Genomic DNA, 20,528 nt, shown 5'->3' with positions numbered 1-20,528 from the left:
AGCGCCGGTGGCGCAGCGGAGGACGGCGGGGGCGTGCGCACCTACGGTGGGGAGCAGGTGGACGAGGAGGCGACGGTGCGGCAACCGCGAGACGCGGCAGGGGTGTTCGTGGAGCTGGCCGACGCCCTCGTCGAGCCCCTCGACGTCGTCGACTTCCTGCAGGTGCTCACCGACCGGTCCGGGGCGCTGCTCGGCGCGTCGGCCGCGGGCCTGGGGCTCGCCGACCAGCGCGGGTCGCTGCACCTCATGGCCCGCACGGGCGGCGGCGGTCCGGCCGACTTCCTGGAGCAGCAGCTGCACGCAGGCCCCGGCCACGACGTCTTCAGCACCGGGGTCGCCGTCGTCGACGTCGACCTGGCGGCGGTCGGCGAGCGCTGGCCCGCGCTCGGTCCCGCGGCCCTCGGCGCGGCGCCCGGCCGCGTCACGGCGCTGCCCCTGCGCTGGCGGGGCACGGTGCTCGGCGCCCTCGCCGTGGTGACGCCCGGCGACGTCCGGCTCAGCGGCTCCGAGGTCGCCGTGGGCCAGGCCATGGCCGACGTCGCCACGGTCGGGCTGCTGCAGGCGCGCAGCACGGCCGAGCTGGTCGTGCTCTCCGAGCAGCTGCAGACGGCGCTGCAGGACCGCATCGTCGTCGACCAGGCCAAGGGCGTGCTGGCCGCCACCGCGGGCACGTCGATCCCCGAGGCCTTCCGGCGGTTGCGCCGCACCGCACGCCGCCGCGGGGTCCCGCTGAGCGTGCTCGCGGCCGACGTCGTCGCGGGCCGCGTCGACGCCGACCTGCTCGACGGCCGCTGACGTCCCCGGCGGCGCTGGCGGGCGCCCGCCGGCTGCCGCAGAGTGGGTCCAGCCGTTCCCCGCCCGGAGGTGCCGTGACCGCCCGCAAGCCCGCGTCGTCGTCCTTCGGGGACTGGGTCGAGCGCCAGATCCGCGAGGCGCAGGAGCGCGGCGACTTCGACGGTCTCGCCGGGGCCGGCCGCCCGCTGACCGGGCTGGACAAGCCCTGGTCGGCCGAGGACTGGGCGATCGCCAAGGCCCGCAGCGAGGACCTCGACCTCTCGGCGCTGCTGCCGCCCGGCCTCGCGTTCCGCCGGGAGCGCGAGCAGCTGCGCGAGGAGCTCGGACGGCTCGCCTCCGAGGACGCGGTGCGCGAGGTCGCGGAGGACTTCAACACCCGGCTGCGGGCGGCCTACCGCCGCCCGCAGGAGGGGCCGCCGCTCGTGGTGGCCCTGCTGGACCCCGACGACCTCGCGGCCCGCTGGCGGGAGCTGCGGCCCCCGCCGCCCCCGCCGCCGCCCGCGGAACCCGTCGCGGAGGTCCGCCGGCGCTGGTGGCGGCGGCGCCGCGGGGTCGGTCGCGGGCTCAGCTGACGGGACGGTTGCGGTAGCGGGCCACGAGCTCCGGGGCCGCGACCTGCATCCGCACCGGGGGCAGCCCGGCCGCCAGCAGCTCCAGGTCGTCGCAGACCATGTCGCCGATGGTGGCGAACGCCTGCGGGATCCCGCCCGCGCGGTGCGGGGAGAGCACGAGCCCCTCGAGCGTGCGGGCCCGGTGGTCCGCCGCCAGGGGTTCCTCGGGCCAGACGTCCAGCGCCGCGAGGAACCTCCCGGCGGCGACGCGGTCCAGCAGCGCGTCGAGGTCGACGACCGCGGCGCGGCTGACCAGCACGAGGCGGGCGCCCGCGGGCAGCAGGTCGAGCTCCGCGGGGCCCAGCAGGTGCTCGGACTCGGCGGTCACGGTGGCCAGCACGAACACGAACGTGCTGCGGGACAGCACCTCCGCCAGGGAGGCGGGTTCCACGCCGACGTCGGCGAGGACCGCGTCCGGCAGCCACGGGTCGAAGGCGCGGACCCGCGCGTCGAACCCCCCGAGGACGCGGCGCAGGCTGCGGCCGAGGTTCCCGAAGCCCACGAGCCCGACGTCGGCGTGGCGCAGCAGGACCGAGTCCGCCGTGCCGTCGGCGACGTAGCGCTCCGTCCCCGCGCGGAACGCCCGGTCCTCGCGGCTGATCCCGCGGGCCAGGTCGAGGGCGAGGCCCAGCGCCATCTCGGCCACCGCGTCGGCGTAGGCGGGCCCGCAGCCCAGCACCCGCACGCCGCGCTCGTGCGCCCGCGCGTAGTCGACGTTGGGGAAGAAGTTGCCCTCGACGTTCACCAGCGCGCGCAGCGCCGGCGCGCGGTCCAGCCGCGCGGCCGGCATGTCCGGCTGCCCGACGACCGCGAAGGCGCGGGGCAGCACCGCGTCCAGGGCCTCCTCGCCCGCCGCCGGCGACAGCTCGCCGGAGGACAGGTCGACGACCTCGAAGCGGGCGTGCAGCCGGGCCAGGGCCTGCGGGGTGAAGATGCGGTCGAGGCGCTGGGGCGCCGGCCGGAGCACGACGACGGGCTGGGCGGTCACGGCGTCATCCTCGCCGCTCTGCCACGCTCTGGCCATGAGCGCCACCCCCTCCACCGACGCCACCTCCTCCCGCGACCTGCCCGCCGACGCCGTCCTCTTCGACTGCGACGGCGTCCTGGTCGACTCCGACGCGAGCGTGGTGGCCGCCTGGTCCCGGTGGGCCGCCGACGTGGGGCTGGACCCCGACGAGGTGGTGCCGCAGGTGCACGGGCGCCGGGCCGCCGACACGGTGGCGGCGCTCGTGGCCGAGCCGGAGCGGGTGGCGGCGCTGGAGCGCATCCACCGCTACGAGCTCGACGCCGCGGCCGGCGTCACCGCCGTCCCCGGGGCGGCTGCGCTCACCGCCGCCCTGCCCGCGGGGCGCTGGGCCGTCGTCACCTCCGGCACCCGGGCGCTCGCCACGGCCCGCCTCGCCGCGGCGGGCGTCGCCGCGCCCGCGGTCCTCGTCACGGCCGACGACGTCGAGGCCGGCAAGCCCGCCCCCGACGGCTACCTCCTCGCCGCCGGCCGCCTCGGGGTCGACGCCGCGCGCTGCCTGGTCCTCGAGGACGCGGTCGCGGGCGTCGCCGCCGCGCGGGCCGCGGGCGTCGCCGCGGTCGTCGGGGTGGGGGAGCGGGCGCTGGAGACCGACGCCGACGTCGTCGTGCGCGACCTGCGCGAGGTCAGCTGCCCCGGCGGCGCCGACCTGCGCGTGCTCGCGGGCCGCCTGCGCTGACGCCCCCGGGCCGGCCCGTCCCGCGGGGCCGCCCTAGAGGTAGTTGCCGGTGAGGGCGGAGGGCTGCCAGCGCCCGTCGGCGACGACGTCCAGCAGGCGCTGCGTCGTCAGGTCCCGCCCGTGCGAGAGGACGGCCCGCCGCACGACCTCGCGCAGGTCCGCCCCCGACACCCCCGCGGGCAGGTGCGCCGCGACGACCGCGGTGTCGACGGCGTCGCCCGCCGCGTCGCCGAGGTAGCGGTCGAGGATGCGCGCGCACGCGGAGCGGTCCGGCGCCTCCAGCGGCAGCACGGCGTCGAAGCGGGCCGAGCGCGTCGCGGCCGCGTCCAGCGCCGAGGGATCGTTGGTGCTGGCGATGGTCAGGACGTCGGTGTAGACCTCCGTGCCGTCCAGGACGGCGAGCAGGTCGGCCAGCGCCGTGCCGCGGGCGCCCGCCTTCCGGTCGCCCAGGTAGAGGTCGACGTCCTCCAGGACGACGACGCACGGCCCCAGGTCGGAGGTCTCCCGGTAGACCTGGCGCAGCACCGAGGAGGCCGCGGCCGCGTCGACGATGATCACGGTGAAGGCGCCCGCCAGCTCCCGCGCCACCACGCGGCTCAGGGCGCTCTTGCCCACCCCGGGCGGCCCGGCCAGCAGCACGCCGCGGTTGGTGCCGAGCCCCAGGTCGCGCAGCAGCGGCGCCCGGGTCGTGAGGGCCGCGACGTTGGCGTCGATCTCCGCCCACACGTGCGGCGGCAGCACGAGGTCGTCGCGGCCGCCCGGCCCGAGCGACGTGGGCTGCAGCCGCAGGGGCAGCCGGGCGTCGGCGTGCAGCACGCGACCGCGGTAGAACCCCTTGTCGCGGCGCGCGGTCGCGAGGACCTCGTCGGTGAGGGCCCGCGCGGCGCGGTGGTCCTCGGGCCGCGAGAGGACGCGCAGGGAGGCGGGTTCCGGCTCGTAGTCGTGCTCGACGAGCTGCACCACGACGTCGGCGGCGGCGGCCGTCCCGGCGGGGAAGAACGCGGCCGCCGAGGTCGGGACCGACACGTGCTCGCCGTCGAGGTCGATGCGGTGCCAGGTGGGGGCCTCGTCGTCCACGACCGGGCCGAGGACCGCGGCGTGCGCGGCCACGAGGTCGGCCAGGGCGGCGCCGACGGACACCGACTGGGTGTGCGTGAGGTCGACCCGCTCGACGACGAGGGACGTGTGGGGCCGCCCGAGGTGCACCTCGAGGAACCCGCTGGCCGTGGAGGTGGTCGACGTCGTCCCGGTGAGCAGCTCGCCCAGGACGGCCAGCGCGCGGCGCACCGCGGGCGGTTCCCCGGCGAGGCGGTCCGCGAGGCTGCGCGGTGCGCCCGCCCCGGGGGAGTCGGTGGGATCGGGGCTCATGGCACCGTTCCTACCCGATCAGTCCGCCCACTCAGTCCCCGAGGTCCAGCCGCACGGTCGCGAACGAGTGCGGTGGGAGCTCGACGACGAGCGCCTCGCCCACCTGCCGGGCGCCGTCGAAGGGCACGGGGGCGACGGCCGCCGGGTCCTCGACGGTGTTGTGCGCCTGCGGTGTCGGGGCCGTCAGCAGCGTGGCCGCGCCGGGGCTCCAGCGGCGCCCGCGCAGCTGCAGTGTCACGGTGGCGGGCCGGTCGACGTCGAGGTTGGTGAGCGACACGAGCGCGGCGCCGTCGCGCGAGCTCACCGACGTCGTGATCGTCCGGTAGGCGCCCGCCCCGCTCTCGTGCCGGCCGCCGTCGGCGGTGACCTGCACGGGGTGGCTCACAGCGTCCTGGTGCCCGGCGTTCATCGCGAACACGTGGTAGGTCGGGGTGAGGACGAGGTCCGGGCCGTCGGTGAGCACCATCGCCTGCAGGACGTTGACGGTCTGGGCGATGTTCGCCATGACCAGGCGGCGCGCGTTCGCGTGGAAGACGTCGAAGTGCACACCCGCGACGAGGGCGTCGCGCAGGGCGTTCTGCTGGAACAGGAAGCCGGGGTTCGTGCCGTCCTCGACCTTCCACCACGTGCCCCACTCGTCGCACACGAGGCCGATCTCGGCGTCGGGGTCGTAGGCGTCCATGACCCGGCTGTGCCCGGCCACGATCTCCTCGATCCGCCACGCGTCGACCATCGTGCGGTGGTAGTCGTCGGTGGAGAAGCGGGTCGCGGAGCCCTGCTTGTCCGGGGATCCGCCGAGCGTGTAGTAGTGGAACGACACCGCCTGCCACGGTGCGGGGTGCAGCAGCCGCCGTCCGCCCAGCTCCGCGACGGTCTTCATGAGCGTCTCGGTCCAGGCGTAGTCGTCGCGGTGCGGTCCGGCGGCGATGCGGTACAGCTCGTTGTCGCCATGGTCGCGGCAGTAGGTCGCGTACTGGGTGGCCAGCCCGGCGTACTGCTGGGCGCTCATGCGCCCGCCGCAGCCCCAGGGCTCGTTGCCGACGCCGAAGTACTTCACGCGCCACGGCTCGCTGCGGCCGTTGGCGGTGCGCAGCCGCGACATGGGGGCGTCGCCCGCGCGCGTCAGGTACTCGACCCACTCGCTCATCTCGAAGACGGTCCCGCTGCCCACGTTGCCCGCGACGTACGGCTCGGCGCCGAGCAGCTCGCACAGCTGCAGGAACTCGTGCGTGCCGAAGGAGTTGTCCTCGACGACGTCGCCCCAGTGGGAGTTCACCATCGTGGGGCGCTGCTCGCGCGGGCCGACGCCGTCGCGCCAGTGGTACTCGTCGGCGAAGCAGCCGCCGGGCCAGCGCAGGTTCGGGATGTCGATCGCCCGCAGGGCCGCGACGACGTCGTCGCGCAGCCCGGCGGTGTTCGCCACGGGGGAGTCCTCACCCACCCAGAAGCCGTCGTACACGCACCGGCCGAGGTGCTCGGCGAAGTGCCCGTACAGGTGGCGGCTGATGGTGGGGCCGTCGACGTCGAGGTCGACGACGCCCCTCAGCTCCGGGTGGGTGAGGTCCACGTCAGCCCTTCAGCCCGGTGCCGGCCACGCCCTCGACGATCCGCTTCTGGAAGAAGAGGAAGAGGATCACCAGGGGCAGGGCGCCCAGCAGCGAGGACGCCTGGATGTCGGAGTAGCGCTGCCCGAAGGAGCCCTGCACCGTCGCCAGGCCGACCGGGATGGTCATGAGGTCCGGGTTGGAGACCACGAACAGCGGGAGCAGCAGGCTGTTCCACACGTTGACGAAGGACAGGATGCCCATCGCCGCGAGCACCGGCTTGGACAGCGGCATGATCACCGAGCGGTAGATCCGCCAGTAGCCGGCGCCGTCGAGGCGGGCGGCCTCCTCCATCTCCACGGGCAGGCCGTCGAAGAACTGCTTGAAGACGAAGACGGCGATGACCGCGGGCACCTGCGGGAGGATGACCGCCCAGTAGGTGTTCAGCAGGTTGACGGCGCCGAGGCCCTCGAAGATCGGGACGACCAGGACCTGGCCGGGGATCATGATGCCCGCGAGCATGAGGGCGAACACGATGTTGCGGCCCCGAAAGCGCATCCGGGACAGCGCGTAGCCGGCCATGGAGCCGAAGACCAGCGTCAGCACGACGGTGACGGCCGAGGTCACGAAGCTGGCGAGGTACCAGTGCCAGATGTCGCCGCCCTTGAGCAGCGTCAGGTACGACGCGAGCGTCGGGCTGGTGTCCTTGAGGATCGCGGGCGTGCCCAGCGCCGAGACGGCGTTGGAGGTCAGCGACGTCTTGATGGCCCACAGGCTCGGGATCAGCCAGATGACCGCGAAGACGCCGAGGACGACACCGCAGATGACGTTGAACGTGCGGGTGGAGTTCTGCGACGCGTTCTTCGCGCCGCGGGTCGCGGGTGCTGCCGCGGAGACACCGGAGGTGTTGCTGCCTCCGACCGTTTGGGTGGCCATGTCAGGCAGTCCTCTCCTGGTTGCGCTCGAGCAGCTGTCGGATGATGGCGATGGCCAGGATGACGATGAACAGGAGCACCGCCGCGGCCGACGCCGCACCGCTGCGGAAGTCGGTGAACGCGGTGTTGGTGATGAGGCCGAGCGCCACCTGGGTGGACGTGCCCGGGCCGCCGGAGGTCATCAGGTAGACCTGGTCGAAGACCTTCAGGCTGGCGATGATCTGCAGCACGATGACCAGCGAGGTGGTCCGGCTGAGCAGCGGGATCGTGAGGAACCGGATCTGCTGCCAGGGCGACGCGCCGTCGATGGAGGCGGCCTCGTACAGCTCGCGCGGGATGTCCTGCAGGCCCGCCAGGTAGAGGATGAAGTTGAACCCGATCGTCCACCAGATCGTGGCGACGGCGATGCCGATCATGGCGCTGCTCGGGTCGGCGAGCACGGGGGTGGGGACCGCGTTGCCGAGCCACGTCTGCACCTGGGCGAAGAGGCCGTTGGTCGGGGCGAAGATGAAGACCCAGATCAGGGAGATCGTCGCCGACGGCAGGATGAACGGCACGAAGAACGCGAGCCGGAAGAACCACTGCCCGCGGCCCACCCGGTTGGCCAGGACGGCGAACACGAAGGACAGCACGACCAGCGGGATCACGGTGAGGACCGTGAAGAGCAGGGTGTGGCCCATGCTCGACCAGAACTCGGCCTTGGTGAGCATCTCCTGGTAGTTGGCCAGCCCGGCGAAGCTGCCGAGGCCGGACTTGGCGATGCTCGTGTTGAAGAAGCTCGAGATGATCATGTAGATCGTCGGAGCGACCAGGAAGAGCACGAAGAAGACCGCGAAGGGGGCCAGGAAGAGCCACGCGGGCTTGTTCTCGGGGTAGCCGATGTTGCCCCGCTGCTTCGAGCTGGTGGCCGGGACCTGCAGCGGCGCGATGGTCGGGGTGCTCACCGGGAGACCTCCAGGGGGGCGGCGGGGGTGGAGTTCGCGGCGGTCCGCACGGCGCTCACAGCGGGTTCGCCGTGTTCGCGTAGGTCTGCAGCTGGGACTTGATGCTGTTCAGGGCGTCCTGGGGGGTGGACAGGCCCTGCTGGCAGAGGCCGATGGCCGCGCCGACGATGGTCTCGAAGTTCGAGCCCGAGCCGGAGTACCACGCGGGCGCGTCGTAGACGGCGGCGTCGGCCGCGGCCGCGTAGTCGGCCTGCGGCTCCAGCGCCTTGTACTCGGCGCTGTCCAGCGTCGGCAGGTAGGCCGGCACGTGGCCGCCCGCGGCCCACGTCATGCTCTGGTCGAGCATGGACTTGATGAAGCCCATCGCGCGCTTCATCTGCTCGTCGGTGCGGTCCATCTTCGGCAGGATGAAGGTGTGCGAGTCGGCCTGCGCGGCGGGCTTGTCGAAGATCGTCGGCACGGGGACCATCCCGAACTTCAGCCCCTCGATGCCCTGGGCGGTGGTGATCTCCCACTCGCCCTGCAGGTAGAAGGCCGACTTGCCCGTGAACATCTCGGTCTGGGAGCCGGCGTAGTCCGCGGCCTTGCTGATCAGGCCGTCCTTGGCCAGCTTCGCGATGTACTCCAGCGTCGACACCACGAGGTCGTCGTTCATGGTGATCTTCGTGCCCGAGTCGCCCAGGAACTCGGTCGCGCCCTCCTGCTGGGAGTAGAGCGTCTGGAAGAAGCGCCACGGGGTCGCGAACTCGTTGATGTTGGCGACGCTGAGCCCGACACCGCCCGTGGCCTGCTTGGCCGCCGTCAGCGCGGCCTCGAAGGCCTCCTTGCCCTCGATCGGCGCGAGCTTGCCGTCGCTGCCGAGCAGGCCGGCCTTCTCGCAGACGTCGGTGTTGTAGAACATCACGAACGGGTGGGTGTCCAGCGGGACGACCCAGTCCTGGCCGTTGACCTTCTGGGTCTCCCAGACCTTCTGGTTGAAGTCCGTGGACGACAGGTCGACGAGGCTCAGCATGTCGGCCGTGATGGGCGTGAGGAGCCCGGCCTCGGCCAGGTTGGCCGCCCGGGTCAGGTGCGCGACCGCGACGTCCGGCGGCTTGTCGCCGATCGTCGCCAGCGACACCTTCGTGTAGTACGGGTTGCCCCACGCGAAGGTGGCCGACTGCAGGGAGTTCGGCCCCGTGTCGGTGGAGTACTTGTCCAGCATCGTTTGGAGCCGGACGCCGTCACCGCCGCCGAAGAGGTTCCAGAAGGTCAGCGTCCCCGGGTTCAGGGCCGACCCGGCCAGGCCGGCGGCCAGCGGCGAGCCGCAGCCGGCCAGCGAGGCGGCCGCACCGATCCCGCCCGCGGCCAGTCCGCCGCGCAGGAGCGCCCGTCGCGACAGGCCCCCTGACGAAGTGTGTGTGTTCACGCGCGTTCGATCCCTGCCCTCGTTGGCCGTGGAGTGGGTCCGGCCGGGGTTCGGCCGGTCGTGCGGCGACGGCTCGCGGATGTCGCCTCGTGCGCCGTCGCACGACTCGAGCACCCGACGCTCCCGTCGAGATGGGCGGGACGCTAGCACCCGTTTGCAACGCTGCATAGACCGGGAGGTGCAGGTCAGCGGCGTGGCGCGGTGCGCGTCCGCCCCGCCCCGCGACCGGGTCCGCGACCGGCCGCGCGAGGAGTCCCCGCCTCCGGCGGCGGCGGGCGCGTCACCCGTGTGAGCCCCCCGTCCGGGTGCAGGCACCCCCGCCGGCCGCAGCGGCGGTCACCCACCGTGGCGGGCGCCCCGCGCCCGGCGGTCCCCGGGCGGCGCCTGGGGTCACACCCGCGGAGGGTCGATGCAGGTGGGGTGCTGACCTCCCGTCGTCCCCGCCGCCCCCGCCTGCTGGGCCCGCTGCTCGCGGCCCTGCTCGTGCTGCCCGGCGCCGCGCTCGCGACGGCGTCCTCCGCCGCGGCGGCCGACGTCCTGGCGCCGGTCGTGCCCGCGGCCACGCAGGAGCAGCAGATCCTCGCCGGGCTCAACGCCCAGCGCGCCGCGGTGGGCGTCGGTCCCGTGCAGCTGGACGGCGGGCTCGACGCCGTCGCCCAGCGCTGGGCCGACGTGCTCGGCCAGGGCGACGGCATGAAGCACAACCCGGACCTCGCCCGGCTGCTGTCCGGCTACGGCCGGTGGGGCGAGATCGTCGCCACCGCCGACATGGGCAACGCCGACACCCACGGCCTGGAGAACGGCGACCTGGCCGTGAAGAGCTGGATGGGCTCGACGCCGCACCGCACCGTCCTGCTCGACCGCACCTACACGGCCGCGGGCATCGGCACCGTCTACACGAAGACCTCCTCCGGGGGCCGCACCGTGTGGCGCTCCTACTGGGTCGTCGACTTCGGCAGCGCCCGCGCCGCCACCCCGCTCGTGCGCGCCAACGCCGACGGCTCGCAGAGCTACGCCGGCATCCCCGTGCGCGGCGCCCTGCTCGACGGCTACCGCGCCGCCGGCGCGAACGTCGGCGGGCTGGGGCTGCCCACGGGGGCGCAGTTCGGGCCGCTGCGCGGCGGCGGCGCCGGGCAGCACTTCCAGGGCGGCTCGCTCTACACGAGCCCGGCCACCGGCGTGCACGCCGTCCGGGGCGCCGTCCGCGACCGCTGGGCCGCGACCGGCTGGGAGAACGGCCTGGGCTACCCCGTCTCGGGGGAGTTCGGCATCCGCAGCGGCCTCGCCCAGCGCTTCCAGGGCGGGCTCGTCTACTGGAGCGGCGCGACGGGCGCGCAGGTCGTGCGCGGCGCCATCCTCGACGCCTACGGCGCGACGGGCTGGGAGAACGGGTTCCTCGGCCTGCCCGTGCAGGGCGACACCCCCGTGCGCGGCGGGGCGTTCACCCACTTCCAGGGCGGTTCGGTCTACTGGAGCGCCGCGGCCGGCACGCACGTCGTGCGCGGCGCGATCCGCGACGCGTGGGCGCAGAGCGGCTGGGAGACCGGCCGCCTCGGGTTCCCCGCCGGCCCGGAGCACCCCGTCGCGGGCGGTGTGGCCCAGCAGTTCCAGGGCGGCACGCTCACGTACTCCTGGTCCACGCACCGCACCACCGTCGGCTGAGCCCCGGTCTCTGAGCTCCGTCGCTGAGCCCTGGGCGCTGAGCCCCGGGCGGCGGGTCCCGGGCGTAGGGTCCCGTGCCGTGGACCATCGACGGCTCGGACGGTCGGGACTGCGCGTCTCGACGCTCACCATGGGGACGATGACGTTCGGGGGTGCGGGGGCCTTCGCGGCCGTCGGCTCCGCCGGCGTCGACCAGGCGCGGCGGCAGGTCGACCTGGCGCTGGACGCGGGCGTGACCCTCTTCGACACCGCGGACATGTACTCCGACGGGCTCAGCGAGGAGATCACCGGCGAGGTGCTCGAGGGCCGCCGCGACGACGTGCTCATCGCGACCAAGGCCCGCATGCTCGTCGGGCCCGGCGCCAACGACGGCGGCGCCTCGCGCCACCACCTCGTGCGCTCGGTGGAGCGCAGCCTGCGGCGGCTGCGCACCGACCACATCGACCTGTACCAGATCCACGAGTGGGACGGCCAGACGCCGCTGGAGGAGACCCTCGAGGCCCTCGACACCCTCGTGCGCTCGGGCAAGGTCCGCTACGTGGGCGCGTCGAACTACACGGGCTGGCAGCTGATGAAGGCCCTGGCCACCGCGGACGCCCACGGCTACCAGCGCTACGTCAGCCAGCAGATCCACTACACGCTGCAGGCGCGCGACGCCGAGGACGAGCTCGTCCCGCTGTCGCTGGACCAGGAGGTCGGCGTCCTCGTGTGGAGCCCGCTGGCCGGCGGGCTGCTGTCCGGCAAGTACCGCCGCGGCGTCGACGCCCCGGCCGGGTCGCGGCACCTGGGGGAGTGGAGCGAGCCCCCCGTGCACGACCAGGAGAAGCTCTACGACGTCGTCGACGTCCTCGTCGACGTCGCCCAGGCGCGCGGCGTCTCGGCCGCCCAGGTCGCGCTGGCCTGGCTGCTCGGGCGCCCGGGCGTCACGTCGCTGGTCATCGGCGCCCGGACCGAGGAGCAGCTGAGCGACAACCTCGCCGCGGCCGACCTCGTGCTGGCCCCGGAGGAGCGGCAGCGCCTCGACGACGTCAGCGCCGTGCCGCTGCGCTACCCCCACTGGCACCAGGCGGCCACCGCGGGGGACCGCCTCAGCCCGGCCGACCTCTCGCTGCTGGGCCCGCACCTGGACGCCTGAGGGCGGGGCGTTCCAGCGAGCGCTCCCGGCGTCCAGCCCTAGGCTCGACCCCGGAACGCGCGGCCCAGACCTCGCCACCGCGGACCGTCCGCTGCAGCACGTGCAGCGGCGCGATCCTCCGGAGGTCCTGGGCAGCATGCACGACGGCAGCACCCCGCACGACGGCAGCACCCCGCACGACGGGACGACCCCGCTCGACGGATCCACTCAGCACGAGAGCAGTGAGACCGGCGCCGCCGGTGTCCCCGCCGGGCACGGCGCGGCGCCCACCCCGTCCGCCCCCGCCGGGCCGGACGGGACCCTCCAGCCCGCGGGGGGACCCGGCACCGACGACGACCTCCTCGCCGAGGTCGTCCTGCTGCGCGGGGAGGTGGCCCAGCTGCGCGCAGCCCTGTCGCGCCGGCCGGTCATCGACCTCGCGAAGGGAGTCGTGATGGCGCTCACCGGTTGCGACGAGGACCAGGCCTTCCGCGACCTCGCGTCGGTCTCGCAGACCCACAACGTCAAGCTCTTCGACCTCGCCACCGCCCTGCTCGCCGACCTGCCGAGCCTGCGCGCGGGCGGGGCTGGTCTCCTGCAGCGCGACTGGGCCGGCCCGTCGTGAGCGCGCCCCGGTACCTGCTCGTGCACGGCGACCCCGCCGGCGCGGCGCGGCACCCGCTGGCCGCGCTGCCCGCCGGGGTCGCGGCGGCGCTCGCCACCGCGACCGGGGCCTCCGTCGCCGTCCTGCCCGCCGCCACCGGTCCGTCCCCGGGCGCCCCGGACCTGCTGCGCGCGGCCGCCGCGCACGGCGAGGCGGTCCTCGAGCAGGCCCGGGGCCACGACGTCGTCCTCTCCCTCGACGTGCCGGCCGCGGCCGCCGCGCTGGCCGCGCGCCGCCTCGGCGGTCCGCCCGTGCTCGCGCGGATGGCGCTGGCCGGGCTGCGCCTGGACGCCGCCGCCCAGGCGTCCGTCACGGCGCTGGCCCGCGGCGCCGACGCCCTGCTCGCCCCCTCCGCCGCGCACCGGGAGCTGCTGCGGCCCCTCGCCGGCGCGCCGCCCGTCGAGGCGCTGCTGGAGGCCCTGGCCGCCCACGAGCTGGCCGCCGCCGACGGCGGCCCCCGCCCCGTCGACCCCGCCGTCCCGCCCCGGCTGCTGGTGCTCGGCGGGGCGCCGTGGAGCCGCGCGGTGCTGGGCGGGCTGCTGCGCTGCCTCGTGGAGGAACCCGGTCTCACGGTGAGCGTCGCGGGCCCCGCCGACGACGCCCCCGCGAAGGCCCTGCGCACCGGGGCCGAGCGCCTCGGCGTGGGCGGCCGCGTCACCTGGGCCGGCGACGTCAGCGGCCCGGACCTGCTCCGCGAGCTCGACGCGGCCACGGTCGTCCTGGACCCCGGGAACTCCACCGACGCCACCCTCGTGCCGCTGGCGGCGATGGCCCGCGCCCGCGCCGTCGTGGCCCCGGGCCGCCACGCCGCGGCGGACGTCGTGGTGTCCGGCGTGACGGGAACGCTGTTCCGCGCGGAGGACGAGCGGTTCGTCGCGCGGGCCGTCCTGGGGACGTGGCGCGACGGATTCCGTTGCAGCGCCTTCGGAGTGGCGGGCGCTGACCGGTTGCGGTCACGCTTCGCAGCCGAGCGTGTGCTGCGCGCGGTCGAGGAGTGCGGCAGCGCGCTGGCGGGGGCGCTCGACTCGCGCACCGCCTGACTCGGTGCTCGACTAGGCCGCGGTGGTCGAGACACGCGCCACTCCGTGAACGCCTCCGGAGGACCCATGCATCCGACCCGGCGCCTCGCGCCGTCCGGCACCACCACGCCCCGGGACCCGTCCGCCGACGGCCCCGTCGACCCCGACGAGCTCGTCCTCGCGCACCTCTCGCTGGCCCGCTCGCTGGCCCTGCGCTACCGCGACCGCGGCGAGTCGCTCGACGACCTCGTGCAGGTCGCCTGCCTGGGCCTGGTCAAGGCCGCGCACGGCTTCCGGCCGGAGGAGGGCAACTCCTTCACGGCGTACGCGGTCCCCACCATCACCGGCGAGATCCGCCGCCACTTCCGCGACCACGGCTGGGACATCCGCCCGCCGCGCCGCCTGCAGGAGCTGCGCGCGCTCCTCGTCGTCGCGGAGCAGGAGCTGCAGCAGGAGCTCGACACCGCCCCCACCGACGAGGCGCTGGCCGAGCGGCTCGGCACCTCCGTCGCGGAGCTGCGCGAGGTCCGCCGCGCCTCCGCCGCCTACTCCGCCATGTCGATCGACACCCCCGTCGGCGGCGACGGCGAGGCGACGGTCGCCGACTCCCTCGCCGACGACGGCGACGCGATCGCCGGCGTCATCGACGGGGCCGCGGTCCGCCCCCTGCTCGCAGCCCTCGGGCCCCGCGACCAGCGCCTGCTCGCCCTCCGCTTCTACGGCGACGCCACCCAGCAGCAGATCGCCGACGAGCTCGGCGTCACGCAGATGCAGGTCTCGCGCCTGCTGACGTCCTGCCTCGGGCGGCTGCGCAACCAGCTCGCCGCCTGACCCGCCTCGCAAGGCCCGCTCGGCCGCCCGTCCTGACCGGTCGCGGGTCAGACGCCCGTCCGCGAGCCCGTGGCGCGCCGCTGCCGCAGCGGCCCCGACCCGGTCCCCGCGTGCTCGGACATCCCCTCGACCAGCTCGCGCAGCGCCTGGGAGGAGGAGCGCTCCGGACGCCAGCCGAGCTCGGTGCGGACGCGGTCGGTGTCCATCAGCGGCACCCCGAGGGCGAGGTCGAGCCAGCCCTCCTGCACCGGGTGCACGTGCGCCAGGTAGGTCGCCTTCACCACGGCGCGTGCCACGCGGCGGTCGACGGGCACGATCCGCCCCGCCTTGAGCGCCAGCCCCAGGTCACGGCCGCCGAGCACCGGCTCGTCGGCGACGTTGAAGGCGCCCCGCCCCCGCTGCTCGACCACGCGCACCAGCGCGTCCGCCAGGTCGTCGGCGTGCACGAGCTGCAGGCGCAGCCGCCGCGGCAGGGGCAGCAGCGGCAGGGGGACGCGGCGCAGCACGCGCGTCGGGGCGAGCGCACCGACGAAGTAGCGGGCGATCTCGCTGCCCGCGTCGCGCTGGAAGACCAGGGCGGGGCGGACGCGCGCCACCGTCAGCTCCGGGTGCTCGCGCTCGACCTGGTCGAGGTGGGCCTCGACCGCCGACTTCTCCCGCGAGTACTGCGACCCGCGGATCCCGGCCGTGGACCAGGACTCGTCGACGCGGGAGTCGTCGTGGGGGTGCTGGGCGTAGGTGCCGACGGAGGACACGTGGACGAGGTGGGGGACCCCCGCGGCCAGCGCCGCGGCGACCACGGCCTTCGACCCGCCCACGTTGACGCGGGTGAGCTCCTCGGGGCGGCGCGCCGGCTGGATCAGCCAGGCCAGGTGGACCACCGCGTCGCAGCCCCGGAGGGCCTCGCGCAGCACGTCGTGGTCCGCGGCGACGTCGGCGGAGACCCACTGCACGCCGTCGTAGGGGGCACCCGCGTCCTGCGGGGTGCGGCGGCAGATGCCGACGACGTCGTGACCGGTGGTGGCGAGCCGGCGGAGCAGGGCCGTGCCGACGTTGCCGGAGGCCCCGGTGATGGCGATGCGCATGGGCTCATCCCTACCCCACGGGAGGCGGCGCAACCCTGCTGAGGTCGTCCAGGACCTCCTGCGCGACGTCGCGCAGCCGGCGCCGGCTGCGCCGCGCGTGCCGGCGCAGCTCGTCGAAGGCCTCCTCGGGGCCGGTGCCGTGACGCTCCGCGAGGACACCCTTCGCCTGCTCCAGCACGATGCGGCTGTCCAGCGCCTCCTGCAGCTGCGCCTGGACGCGGCGGCTCTCGGCGACGTGCTCGAGCTGGGACAGCCCGACGGCCCCGAAGGACGCGAGCGCCCGCGCGACGTCGGCCTGGGCCGGGGACAGCACGCCCGGGCGGCGCAGGAACAGGTTGAGCGCGCCGATCGTGCGCCCCGTGGCGGTCAGCGGGACGGTGTGCACGGCGTTGATCCCCAGCTCGGCCGCCGTGCGCGCGAAGTCCGGCCAGCGCCGCCGCATGTCCGCAGCGTCGGGGGAGGCGCCCGGCAGGCCCGTGCGGCAGCACTCCACGCACGGGCCCTGCTGCGCCTCCAGCTGGAACAGCTCCACCGCGCGCGCCTCGTCGGACGTGCTGGCGAGCAGGCCGGTGCGTCCGGCGGTGTCCTGGACGACGAGCCCAACGGCGTCCGCCCGGAGCAGGGCCGCGGCGTGGCGCACGAGCCGGTCGGCCAGGTCGAGGGGCTCGCCGTGGGCCGCGAGCACCTGCGCGACGTCGTCCATCGCCGCGGCCACGGCCTCCGCCGCGAGGCCGTCGTCCCGTCGCTCCTGCACGCGGTCAGCCTGCCAGCGCCCGCGCGGGCCCGCACGCGGCCCGCCCGCGCGGAGCGGGTGCCGTCAGCCCAGGAAGGTGGCGGGGTCCGGGCCGGAGCGGCGGCGGCGCGGGGGCGCGGGCCGCGGGGCCCGGCAGCGCGCCTCGAGCGCGTCGATGCGGACGGCGCTGGCGACGAGCTCCTCGTCGTCGGCGTCGGACTCGAGGAGCTCCAGCCGCTCGTCGTAGGCGGCGCGGAGGTCGTCGAGCAGCTGCTCGCCGGCCGGGGCCTCGCGCAGGTCGATCACGTGCCGGGTGAGCTGGGCGTTGCGGGTGCTGTCCACGGCGGCCTCGTCCTCGGTGCCCGGGGACGCGGGCCGTGCGGCTGCGTCCGGTCTCCCCATGCGAACACGGACAGCGAGAACCGGCAACGCGGTGTGGCAGGCGGCGCGGCGGGTGGGGGAGTCGGCGCGGGGGGGTCGGTGCGCCGGGGCGTCAGCGGCGGGGGGTGGTGGTCCCGCGCACGACGAGCTCCGTCGCGAGCTCCACGTGGTGGGACTCCAGGACCTCGCCGGCGGCCATCCGCACCAGCGTGCGGACCGCGACGGCGCCCATCTCGCGCAGCGGCTGCCGCACGGTCGTGAGCCGCGGGGTGGACATCTGGGCCAGCTCCGTGTCGTCGAAGCCGACCACGCTCACGTCCTCGGGGATGCGCAGGCCGCGCACGCGGGCCGCCTCCATAAAGCCCAGGGCGATCGAGTCGGAGCCGCCGACCACGGCGGTGGGCGGCTCGGGCAGCGACAGCAGCGAGGTCCCGGCCCGGAAGCCCGCGTCGTAGTTGAAGGCCTCGTTGAGCACGTGCTCGGGAGGCACGGGGCACCCGGCGGTCTCCATGGCCGCGCGGTAGCCGTGCAGCCGGGCCTGGTTGCACGACGAGGCGGGGGGGCCGCCGACGAAGGCGATCCGGCGGTGCCCGAGGTCCAGCAGGTGCTGCGTGGACGTGAGGCCGCCCGCGAAGTTGGTCGACCCGACGCTGGTGACCTCGGTGCGCGGCAGGTTCAGCGGGTCGATGACGACGAGCGGCAGGTCCACGCGGGTGAGGGCGGTGACGTGCGCCGCGGTGAGCTCGCCGGTCACGACGATGACGCCCGTGCGCCCGGCCGTGGCGAGCCGGCGCGCCCAGACCCGCGGGGCCGTCGACCCCGGCGGTGCGCCGTCCGGGTGCAGCTGCCCCACGACCACGGAGATCCCGAGCTGGACGCCGGCGGTCACGACGCCCTCGATCACCTGCAGGCCGTAGGCGCTGAACTCCCCGTCGATGAGGAACTCCACCGTCGGGGCCGCGGGGGTGGGCCGCCGCGCGGACGGGGGCGCGTAGTCGTGCTGGCTGAGCAGGGCCTGGACGCTCGCGCGGGTCTGCGCCGAGACGTCCTCGCGGCCGTTGACGACCTTCGAGACCGTGGCGACGGACACGCCCGCGGACGCCGCGATGGTGGCCAGCGTGGGGCGACCCGCTCGGGTGGATGGTTCCAGCACGTCGTTCCCCCTCGTCCGCCCACCGTCGGGCGCCGGAGCCGAGGATAGGGGCTCGACGGTCCCAGCGGGAGCCCTGCGGTCAACCGGTCCTCGAAACTTTTCGAGACCTGGCCGAGACCTGTGACATCCTCGTGACCTGCACTGACACCGCGAGTTCACCCGATCTTCGCGACCTGCTTGACCCGGTCCCGTCGCCCACCTATCGTCATCCAGCGACGCGGCGTCGAAACAGTTTCGACACCCGTCGGAAACACCCGGGTCCTCCTGGACCCTCGGTGCGGCCCCCAGCCGCCCCTACGGAGCAGCCGCGAAGGCGCGGCTCGGCGCATCGGAGATCGCAGTGGATTCCCAGCACACCTCCCGTCGGTCCATCCTCGCCCTGGCGGTGGCGACCCCCCTCACCGTCGGCGCCCTCGCGTCCTGCGGGTCCTCGGGCCCCGGCGCCGCGAAGGCCGGCGAGGCCACGATCTGGTACCTCAGCGGAGCCCCGCAGGAGACCATCCGCCAGAACGCGGTGGACGCCTTCAACAAGGCGAACCCCGACGGCAAGCTCGCCGTCACGCTGTTCCAGAACGACGCCTACAAGACCAAGATCAAGACGGCCATCGGCGCCAACCAGGCCCCGACGATCATCTGGACCTGGGGCGGCGGTGGCCTCAAGAGCTACGCCGACGCCGGCCAGGTCGAGGACCTGACCAGCTGGTTCGCCGAGAACGCCGACCTGAAGAGCAAGCTCTTCGAGACCGCCTTCGCGGCCGGGTCCGTCGGCGACAAGATCTACGCCATGCCGTGCGAGACGGTCTCCCCGATCGTCCTCTTCACGAACAAGGCCGTCTTCAAGCAGGTCGGTGTCTCCGAGCCCACCACGTGGGAGGAGATCATGGAGCTGGTGCCCAAGTTCAACGCGGCCGGCATCGCGCCGTTCTCCCTCGGCGGGCAGTCGCGCTGGACCAACATGATGTGGCTCGAGTTCATGTTCGACCGCGTCGGTGGCCCCGAGGTCTTCGAGGCCGTCTTCAACGGCGAGGCGGACGCGTGGTCCAACCCCGCGTCGCTGCAGGCCCTGAAGATGATCCAGGACCTGGTGAAGGCCAACGGCTTCATCAACGGCTTCCAGTCGATCACCGCCGACTCCAACGCCGACCAGGCGCTGCTCTACACCGGCAAGGCCGCCATGATGCTCCACGGCGCCTGGACCTACGGCAGCATGAAGTCCGACGGTGGCGACTTCGTCTCCAAGGGCGACCTCGGCTACATGAACTTCCCCTCCGTCGCGGGCGGCAAGGGCGACCCGACCAACTCGGTCGGCAACCCCTCCTCCTACCTCGCCATCTCCTCCAAGGCGACCGACGAGCAGAAGACCATCGCCAAGAAGTACTTCAAGGACGGCCTGCTGACCGACGCGGAGAACGAGGCCTGGATCGCCTCGGGCTCGGTGCCGATCGTCAACGGCATCGACTCCAAGCTCGGCGCGTCGGACGACGCCGAGTGGCTCAAGTTCGTCTACGACACCGCAGCGAACGCCGGCAACTTCGCGCAGTCGTGGGACCAGGCCCTCAGCCCGACCGCGGCCGAGGAGCTCCTGAACAACATCGAGCAGCTGTTCGGCCTCGCCATCACGCCGGAGCAGTTCGCGACGAACATGAACGCGGTCATCGGCAAGTGAGCACGGTGTCGGTGGGTGCGGTCACCCCCTCCGCGACGGGGCGCAAGACAGGCTCCCTGTCCTGGCTCGTGCTGCCCGCGCTCGTGATGTTCGTCGGGTTCGGGATCATCCCCCTCATCGGCGTCGTGGTCCTCAGCTTCACGAACTGGGACGGCATCGGTGCCATCACCGCTGCCGGGTTCGCGAACTGGGGTTCCGTGCTCACCGACCCCGGCCTGCCCCACGCGCTGGGCGTCACCTTCCTGGTGATGTTCCTGTCGTGGGCGGTGCAGACGCCGCTCAGCATCCTGCTCGGCGTGTTCATCTCGGGCCACCAGAAGTACCGGGCCGTGCTCGCGGTCCTGTACTTCCTGCCGCTGCTCCTCAGCTCGGCCGCGATCGCGATCGCCTACAAGGCGCTGCTGGACCCGAACTTCGGTCTCGGCGCCGGCCTGGGCCTGCCGTTCCTCTCGCAGAACTGGCTCGGCCGGCCCGCCCTGGCCATGGGCGTCGTCATCTTCATCGTGTCCTGGCAGTTCATCCCCTTCCACTCGCTCATCTACCAAGGTGGCGTGCGGCAGATCCCCCGGTCCATGTACGAGGCGGCGGAGATCGACGGCGCCGGCCGGGTCAGGCAGTTCTTCTCCATGACCCTGCCCCAGCTGAAGAACACGATCATCACCTCCTCGACGCTGATGATCGTCGGCTCGCTGACGTTCTTCGACCTCATCTTCGTGCTCACGGGCGGTGGGCCGAGCGACGCGACGCGCGTGCTGGCCCTGGACATGTACCTGCGCGGCTTCCGCGGCAGCCTCATGGGCCCGGCGAGCGTCATCGCCACGATCCTCGTCCTCATCGGCCTCGCTCTCGCGCTGCTCCTGCAGCGCCTCGGCGGCCGCGGTGGCGCGAGCAGCCAGCTGGAAGGTGCCTGAG

20 protein-coding genes are annotated in these 20,528 nt (G+C 74.4%); 10 read left to right on the top strand and 10 right to left on the bottom strand.

The window, feature by feature from the left end:
• Window positions 1-33: 33 nt before the first annotated feature.
• Both F1544_RS00365 and F1544_RS00360 read left to right on the top strand, forming a co-directional pair.
• The gene (locus tag F1544_RS00365; RefSeq protein WP_308469794.1) at window positions 34-795 is read left to right on the top strand and encodes a GAF and ANTAR domain-containing protein; all 762 of its coding nucleotides are present in this window, start codon (window positions 34-36) and stop codon (window positions 793-795) included.
• A 74-nt stretch (window positions 796-869) separates the two neighbouring features.
• Window positions 870-1,367 (top strand): DnaJ family domain-containing protein, encoded by a 498-nt coding sequence (locus F1544_RS00360; RefSeq protein WP_167580825.1) that lies wholly within the window; start codon window positions 870-872, stop codon window positions 1,365-1,367.
• On the opposite strand, the gene F1544_RS00355 is transcribed toward F1544_RS00360, so the two are convergent.
• Window positions 1,360-2,394, bottom strand: a complete 1,035-nt coding sequence (locus F1544_RS00355) for an NAD(P)-dependent oxidoreductase (protein WP_208971029.1) — start codon at window positions 2,392-2,394, stop codon at window positions 1,360-1,362. The two genes, F1544_RS00360 and F1544_RS00355, sit on opposite strands and share 8 nt — an antisense overlap.
• Window positions 2,395-2,428: 34 nt before the next feature.
• On the opposite strand from F1544_RS00355, the gene F1544_RS00350 reads away from it, so the two are divergent.
• Window positions 2,429-3,109, top strand: coding sequence for an HAD-IA family hydrolase (locus F1544_RS00350; protein WP_167580823.1), 681 nt, complete (start codon window positions 2,429-2,431; stop codon window positions 3,107-3,109).
• A 33-nt stretch (window positions 3,110-3,142) separates the two neighbouring features.
• Here the strand turns inward: F1544_RS00350 and F1544_RS00345 are convergent, their stop codons facing one another.
• Genes F1544_RS00345 through F1544_RS00325 form a run of 5 tightly spaced genes read right to left on the bottom strand, consistent with a single transcriptional unit; the run spans window position 3,143 to window position 9,308 of the window.
• A complete protein-coding gene (locus tag F1544_RS00345; RefSeq protein ID WP_167580822.1) occupies window positions 3,143-4,477 on the bottom strand; it encodes an ATP-binding protein in 1,335 nt (444 codons plus the stop codon).
• Window positions 4,478-4,508: 31 nt separating this feature from the next.
• Window positions 4,509-6,044 carry an alpha-N-arabinofuranosidase gene (locus F1544_RS00340; protein ID WP_167580821.1) on the bottom strand — a complete coding sequence of 512 codons (1,536 nt, stop codon included), beginning with the start codon at window positions 6,042-6,044 and terminating at the stop codon, window positions 4,509-4,511.
• A 1-nt stretch (window position 6,045) separates the two neighbouring features.
• Window positions 6,046-6,957, bottom strand: coding sequence for a carbohydrate ABC transporter permease (locus tag F1544_RS00335; protein WP_167580820.1), 912 nt, complete (start codon window positions 6,955-6,957; stop codon window positions 6,046-6,048).
• A gap of 1 nt (window position 6,958) precedes the next feature.
• Window positions 6,959-7,900, bottom strand: a complete 942-nt coding sequence (locus F1544_RS00330; protein ID WP_308469793.1) for a carbohydrate ABC transporter permease — start codon at window positions 7,898-7,900, stop codon at window positions 6,959-6,961.
• 55 nt (window positions 7,901-7,955) lie between these two features.
• Complete coding sequence (locus F1544_RS00325) at window positions 7,956-9,308, bottom strand: extracellular solute-binding protein (protein ID WP_308469792.1); 1,353 nt, start codon at window positions 9,306-9,308, stop codon at window positions 7,956-7,958.
• 420 nt (window positions 9,309-9,728) lie between these two features.
• Here F1544_RS00325 and F1544_RS00320 point away from each other — a divergent pair, with 420 nt between their 5' ends.
• The 5 genes from F1544_RS00320 (at window position 9,729) to F1544_RS00300 (ending at window position 14,598) form a co-directional block, all read left to right on the top strand.
• Complete coding sequence (locus F1544_RS00320) at window positions 9,729-10,970, top strand: CAP domain-containing protein (protein WP_167580818.1); 1,242 nt, start codon at window positions 9,729-9,731, stop codon at window positions 10,968-10,970.
• Between the two features lie 79 nt (window positions 10,971-11,049).
• The gene (locus F1544_RS00315) at window positions 11,050-12,105 is read left to right on the top strand and encodes an aldo/keto reductase (protein ID WP_167580817.1); all 1,056 of its coding nucleotides are present in this window, start codon (window positions 11,050-11,052) and stop codon (window positions 12,103-12,105) included.
• Between the two features lie 136 nt (window positions 12,106-12,241).
• A complete protein-coding gene (locus F1544_RS00310; RefSeq protein WP_167580816.1) occupies window positions 12,242-12,709 on the top strand; it encodes an ANTAR domain-containing protein in 468 nt (155 codons plus the stop codon).
• Entirely contained in the window at window positions 12,706-13,788 is a 1,083-nt protein-coding gene (locus F1544_RS00305; protein ID WP_167580815.1) for a glycosyltransferase, read from the top strand. The genes F1544_RS00310 and F1544_RS00305 overlap by 4 nt, the downstream gene beginning before the upstream one ends.
• A gap of 66 nt (window positions 13,789-13,854) precedes the next feature.
• Window positions 13,855-14,598, top strand: a complete 744-nt coding sequence (locus F1544_RS00300; protein WP_167580814.1) for a sigma-70 family RNA polymerase sigma factor — start codon at window positions 13,855-13,857, stop codon at window positions 14,596-14,598.
• Window positions 14,599-14,645: 47 nt separating this feature from the next.
• Here F1544_RS00300 and F1544_RS00295 read toward each other — a convergent pair whose 3' ends face one another.
• From F1544_RS00295 to F1544_RS00280, 4 genes are all read right to left on the bottom strand, one after another.
• Window positions 14,646-15,683: an NAD-dependent epimerase/dehydratase family protein gene (locus tag F1544_RS00295; protein ID WP_167580813.1), complete on the bottom strand. Its 1,038-nt coding sequence runs from the start codon at window positions 15,681-15,683 to the stop codon at window positions 14,646-14,648.
• Between the two features lie 10 nt (window positions 15,684-15,693).
• The gene (locus F1544_RS00290; protein ID WP_167580812.1) at window positions 15,694-16,437 is read right to left on the bottom strand and encodes a GAF and ANTAR domain-containing protein; all 744 of its coding nucleotides are present in this window, start codon (window positions 16,435-16,437) and stop codon (window positions 15,694-15,696) included.
• 63 nt (window positions 16,438-16,500) lie between these two features.
• Complete coding sequence (locus tag F1544_RS00285) at window positions 16,501-16,758, bottom strand: hypothetical protein (protein WP_167580811.1); 258 nt, start codon at window positions 16,756-16,758, stop codon at window positions 16,501-16,503.
• A gap of 151 nt (window positions 16,759-16,909) precedes the next feature.
• On the bottom strand, window positions 16,910-17,950 hold the full coding sequence (locus F1544_RS00280; protein WP_308469791.1) for a LacI family DNA-binding transcriptional regulator: 1,041 nt from the start codon (window positions 17,948-17,950) through the stop codon (window positions 16,910-16,912).
• Between the two features lie 340 nt (window positions 17,951-18,290).
• Between F1544_RS00280 and F1544_RS00275 the strand changes: the two genes are divergently transcribed.
• On the top strand, window positions 18,291-19,616 hold the full coding sequence (locus tag F1544_RS00275; RefSeq protein ID WP_167580810.1) for an extracellular solute-binding protein: 1,326 nt from the start codon (window positions 18,291-18,293) through the stop codon (window positions 19,614-19,616).
• 11 nt (window positions 19,617-19,627) lie between these two features.
• On the top strand, window positions 19,628-20,527 hold the full coding sequence (locus F1544_RS00270; RefSeq protein WP_167581310.1) for a carbohydrate ABC transporter permease: 900 nt from the start codon (window positions 19,628-19,630) through the stop codon (window positions 20,525-20,527).
• Window position 20,528: the final 1 nt, after the last annotated feature.

The organism is Kineococcus rubinsiae (genome assembly GCF_011839805.1).
Classification (GTDB): Bacteria; Actinomycetota; Actinomycetes; order Actinomycetales; family Kineococcaceae; genus Kineococcus; species Kineococcus rubinsiae.
The sequence above is the reverse complement of the archived record's forward strand: the minus strand, read 5'-3'. Positions and strand labels throughout refer to the sequence as shown.

What these genes read in the sequence shown, in the direction of transcription:
- F1544_RS00295 (WP_167580813.1), bottom strand. Translation starts at nt 15,683, where the DNA reads ATGCGCATCGCCATCACCGGGGCCTCCGGCAACGTCGGCACGGCCCTG.
- F1544_RS00350 (WP_167580823.1), top strand. Translation starts at nt 2,429, where the DNA reads ATGAGCGCCACCCCCTCCACCGACGCCACCTCCTCCCGCGACCTGCCC.
- F1544_RS00345 (WP_167580822.1), bottom strand. Translation starts at nt 4,477, where the DNA reads ATGAGCCCCGATCCCACCGACTCCCCCGGGGCGGGCGCACCGCGCAGC.
- F1544_RS00310 (WP_167580816.1), top strand. Translation starts at nt 12,242, where the DNA reads ATGCACGACGGCAGCACCCCGCACGACGGCAGCACCCCGCACGACGGG.
- F1544_RS00300 (WP_167580814.1), top strand. Translation starts at nt 13,855, where the DNA reads ATGCATCCGACCCGGCGCCTCGCGCCGTCCGGCACCACCACGCCCCGG.
- F1544_RS00335 (WP_167580820.1), bottom strand. Translation starts at nt 6,957, where the DNA reads ATGGCCACCCAAACGGTCGGAGGCAGCAACACCTCCGGTGTCTCCGCG.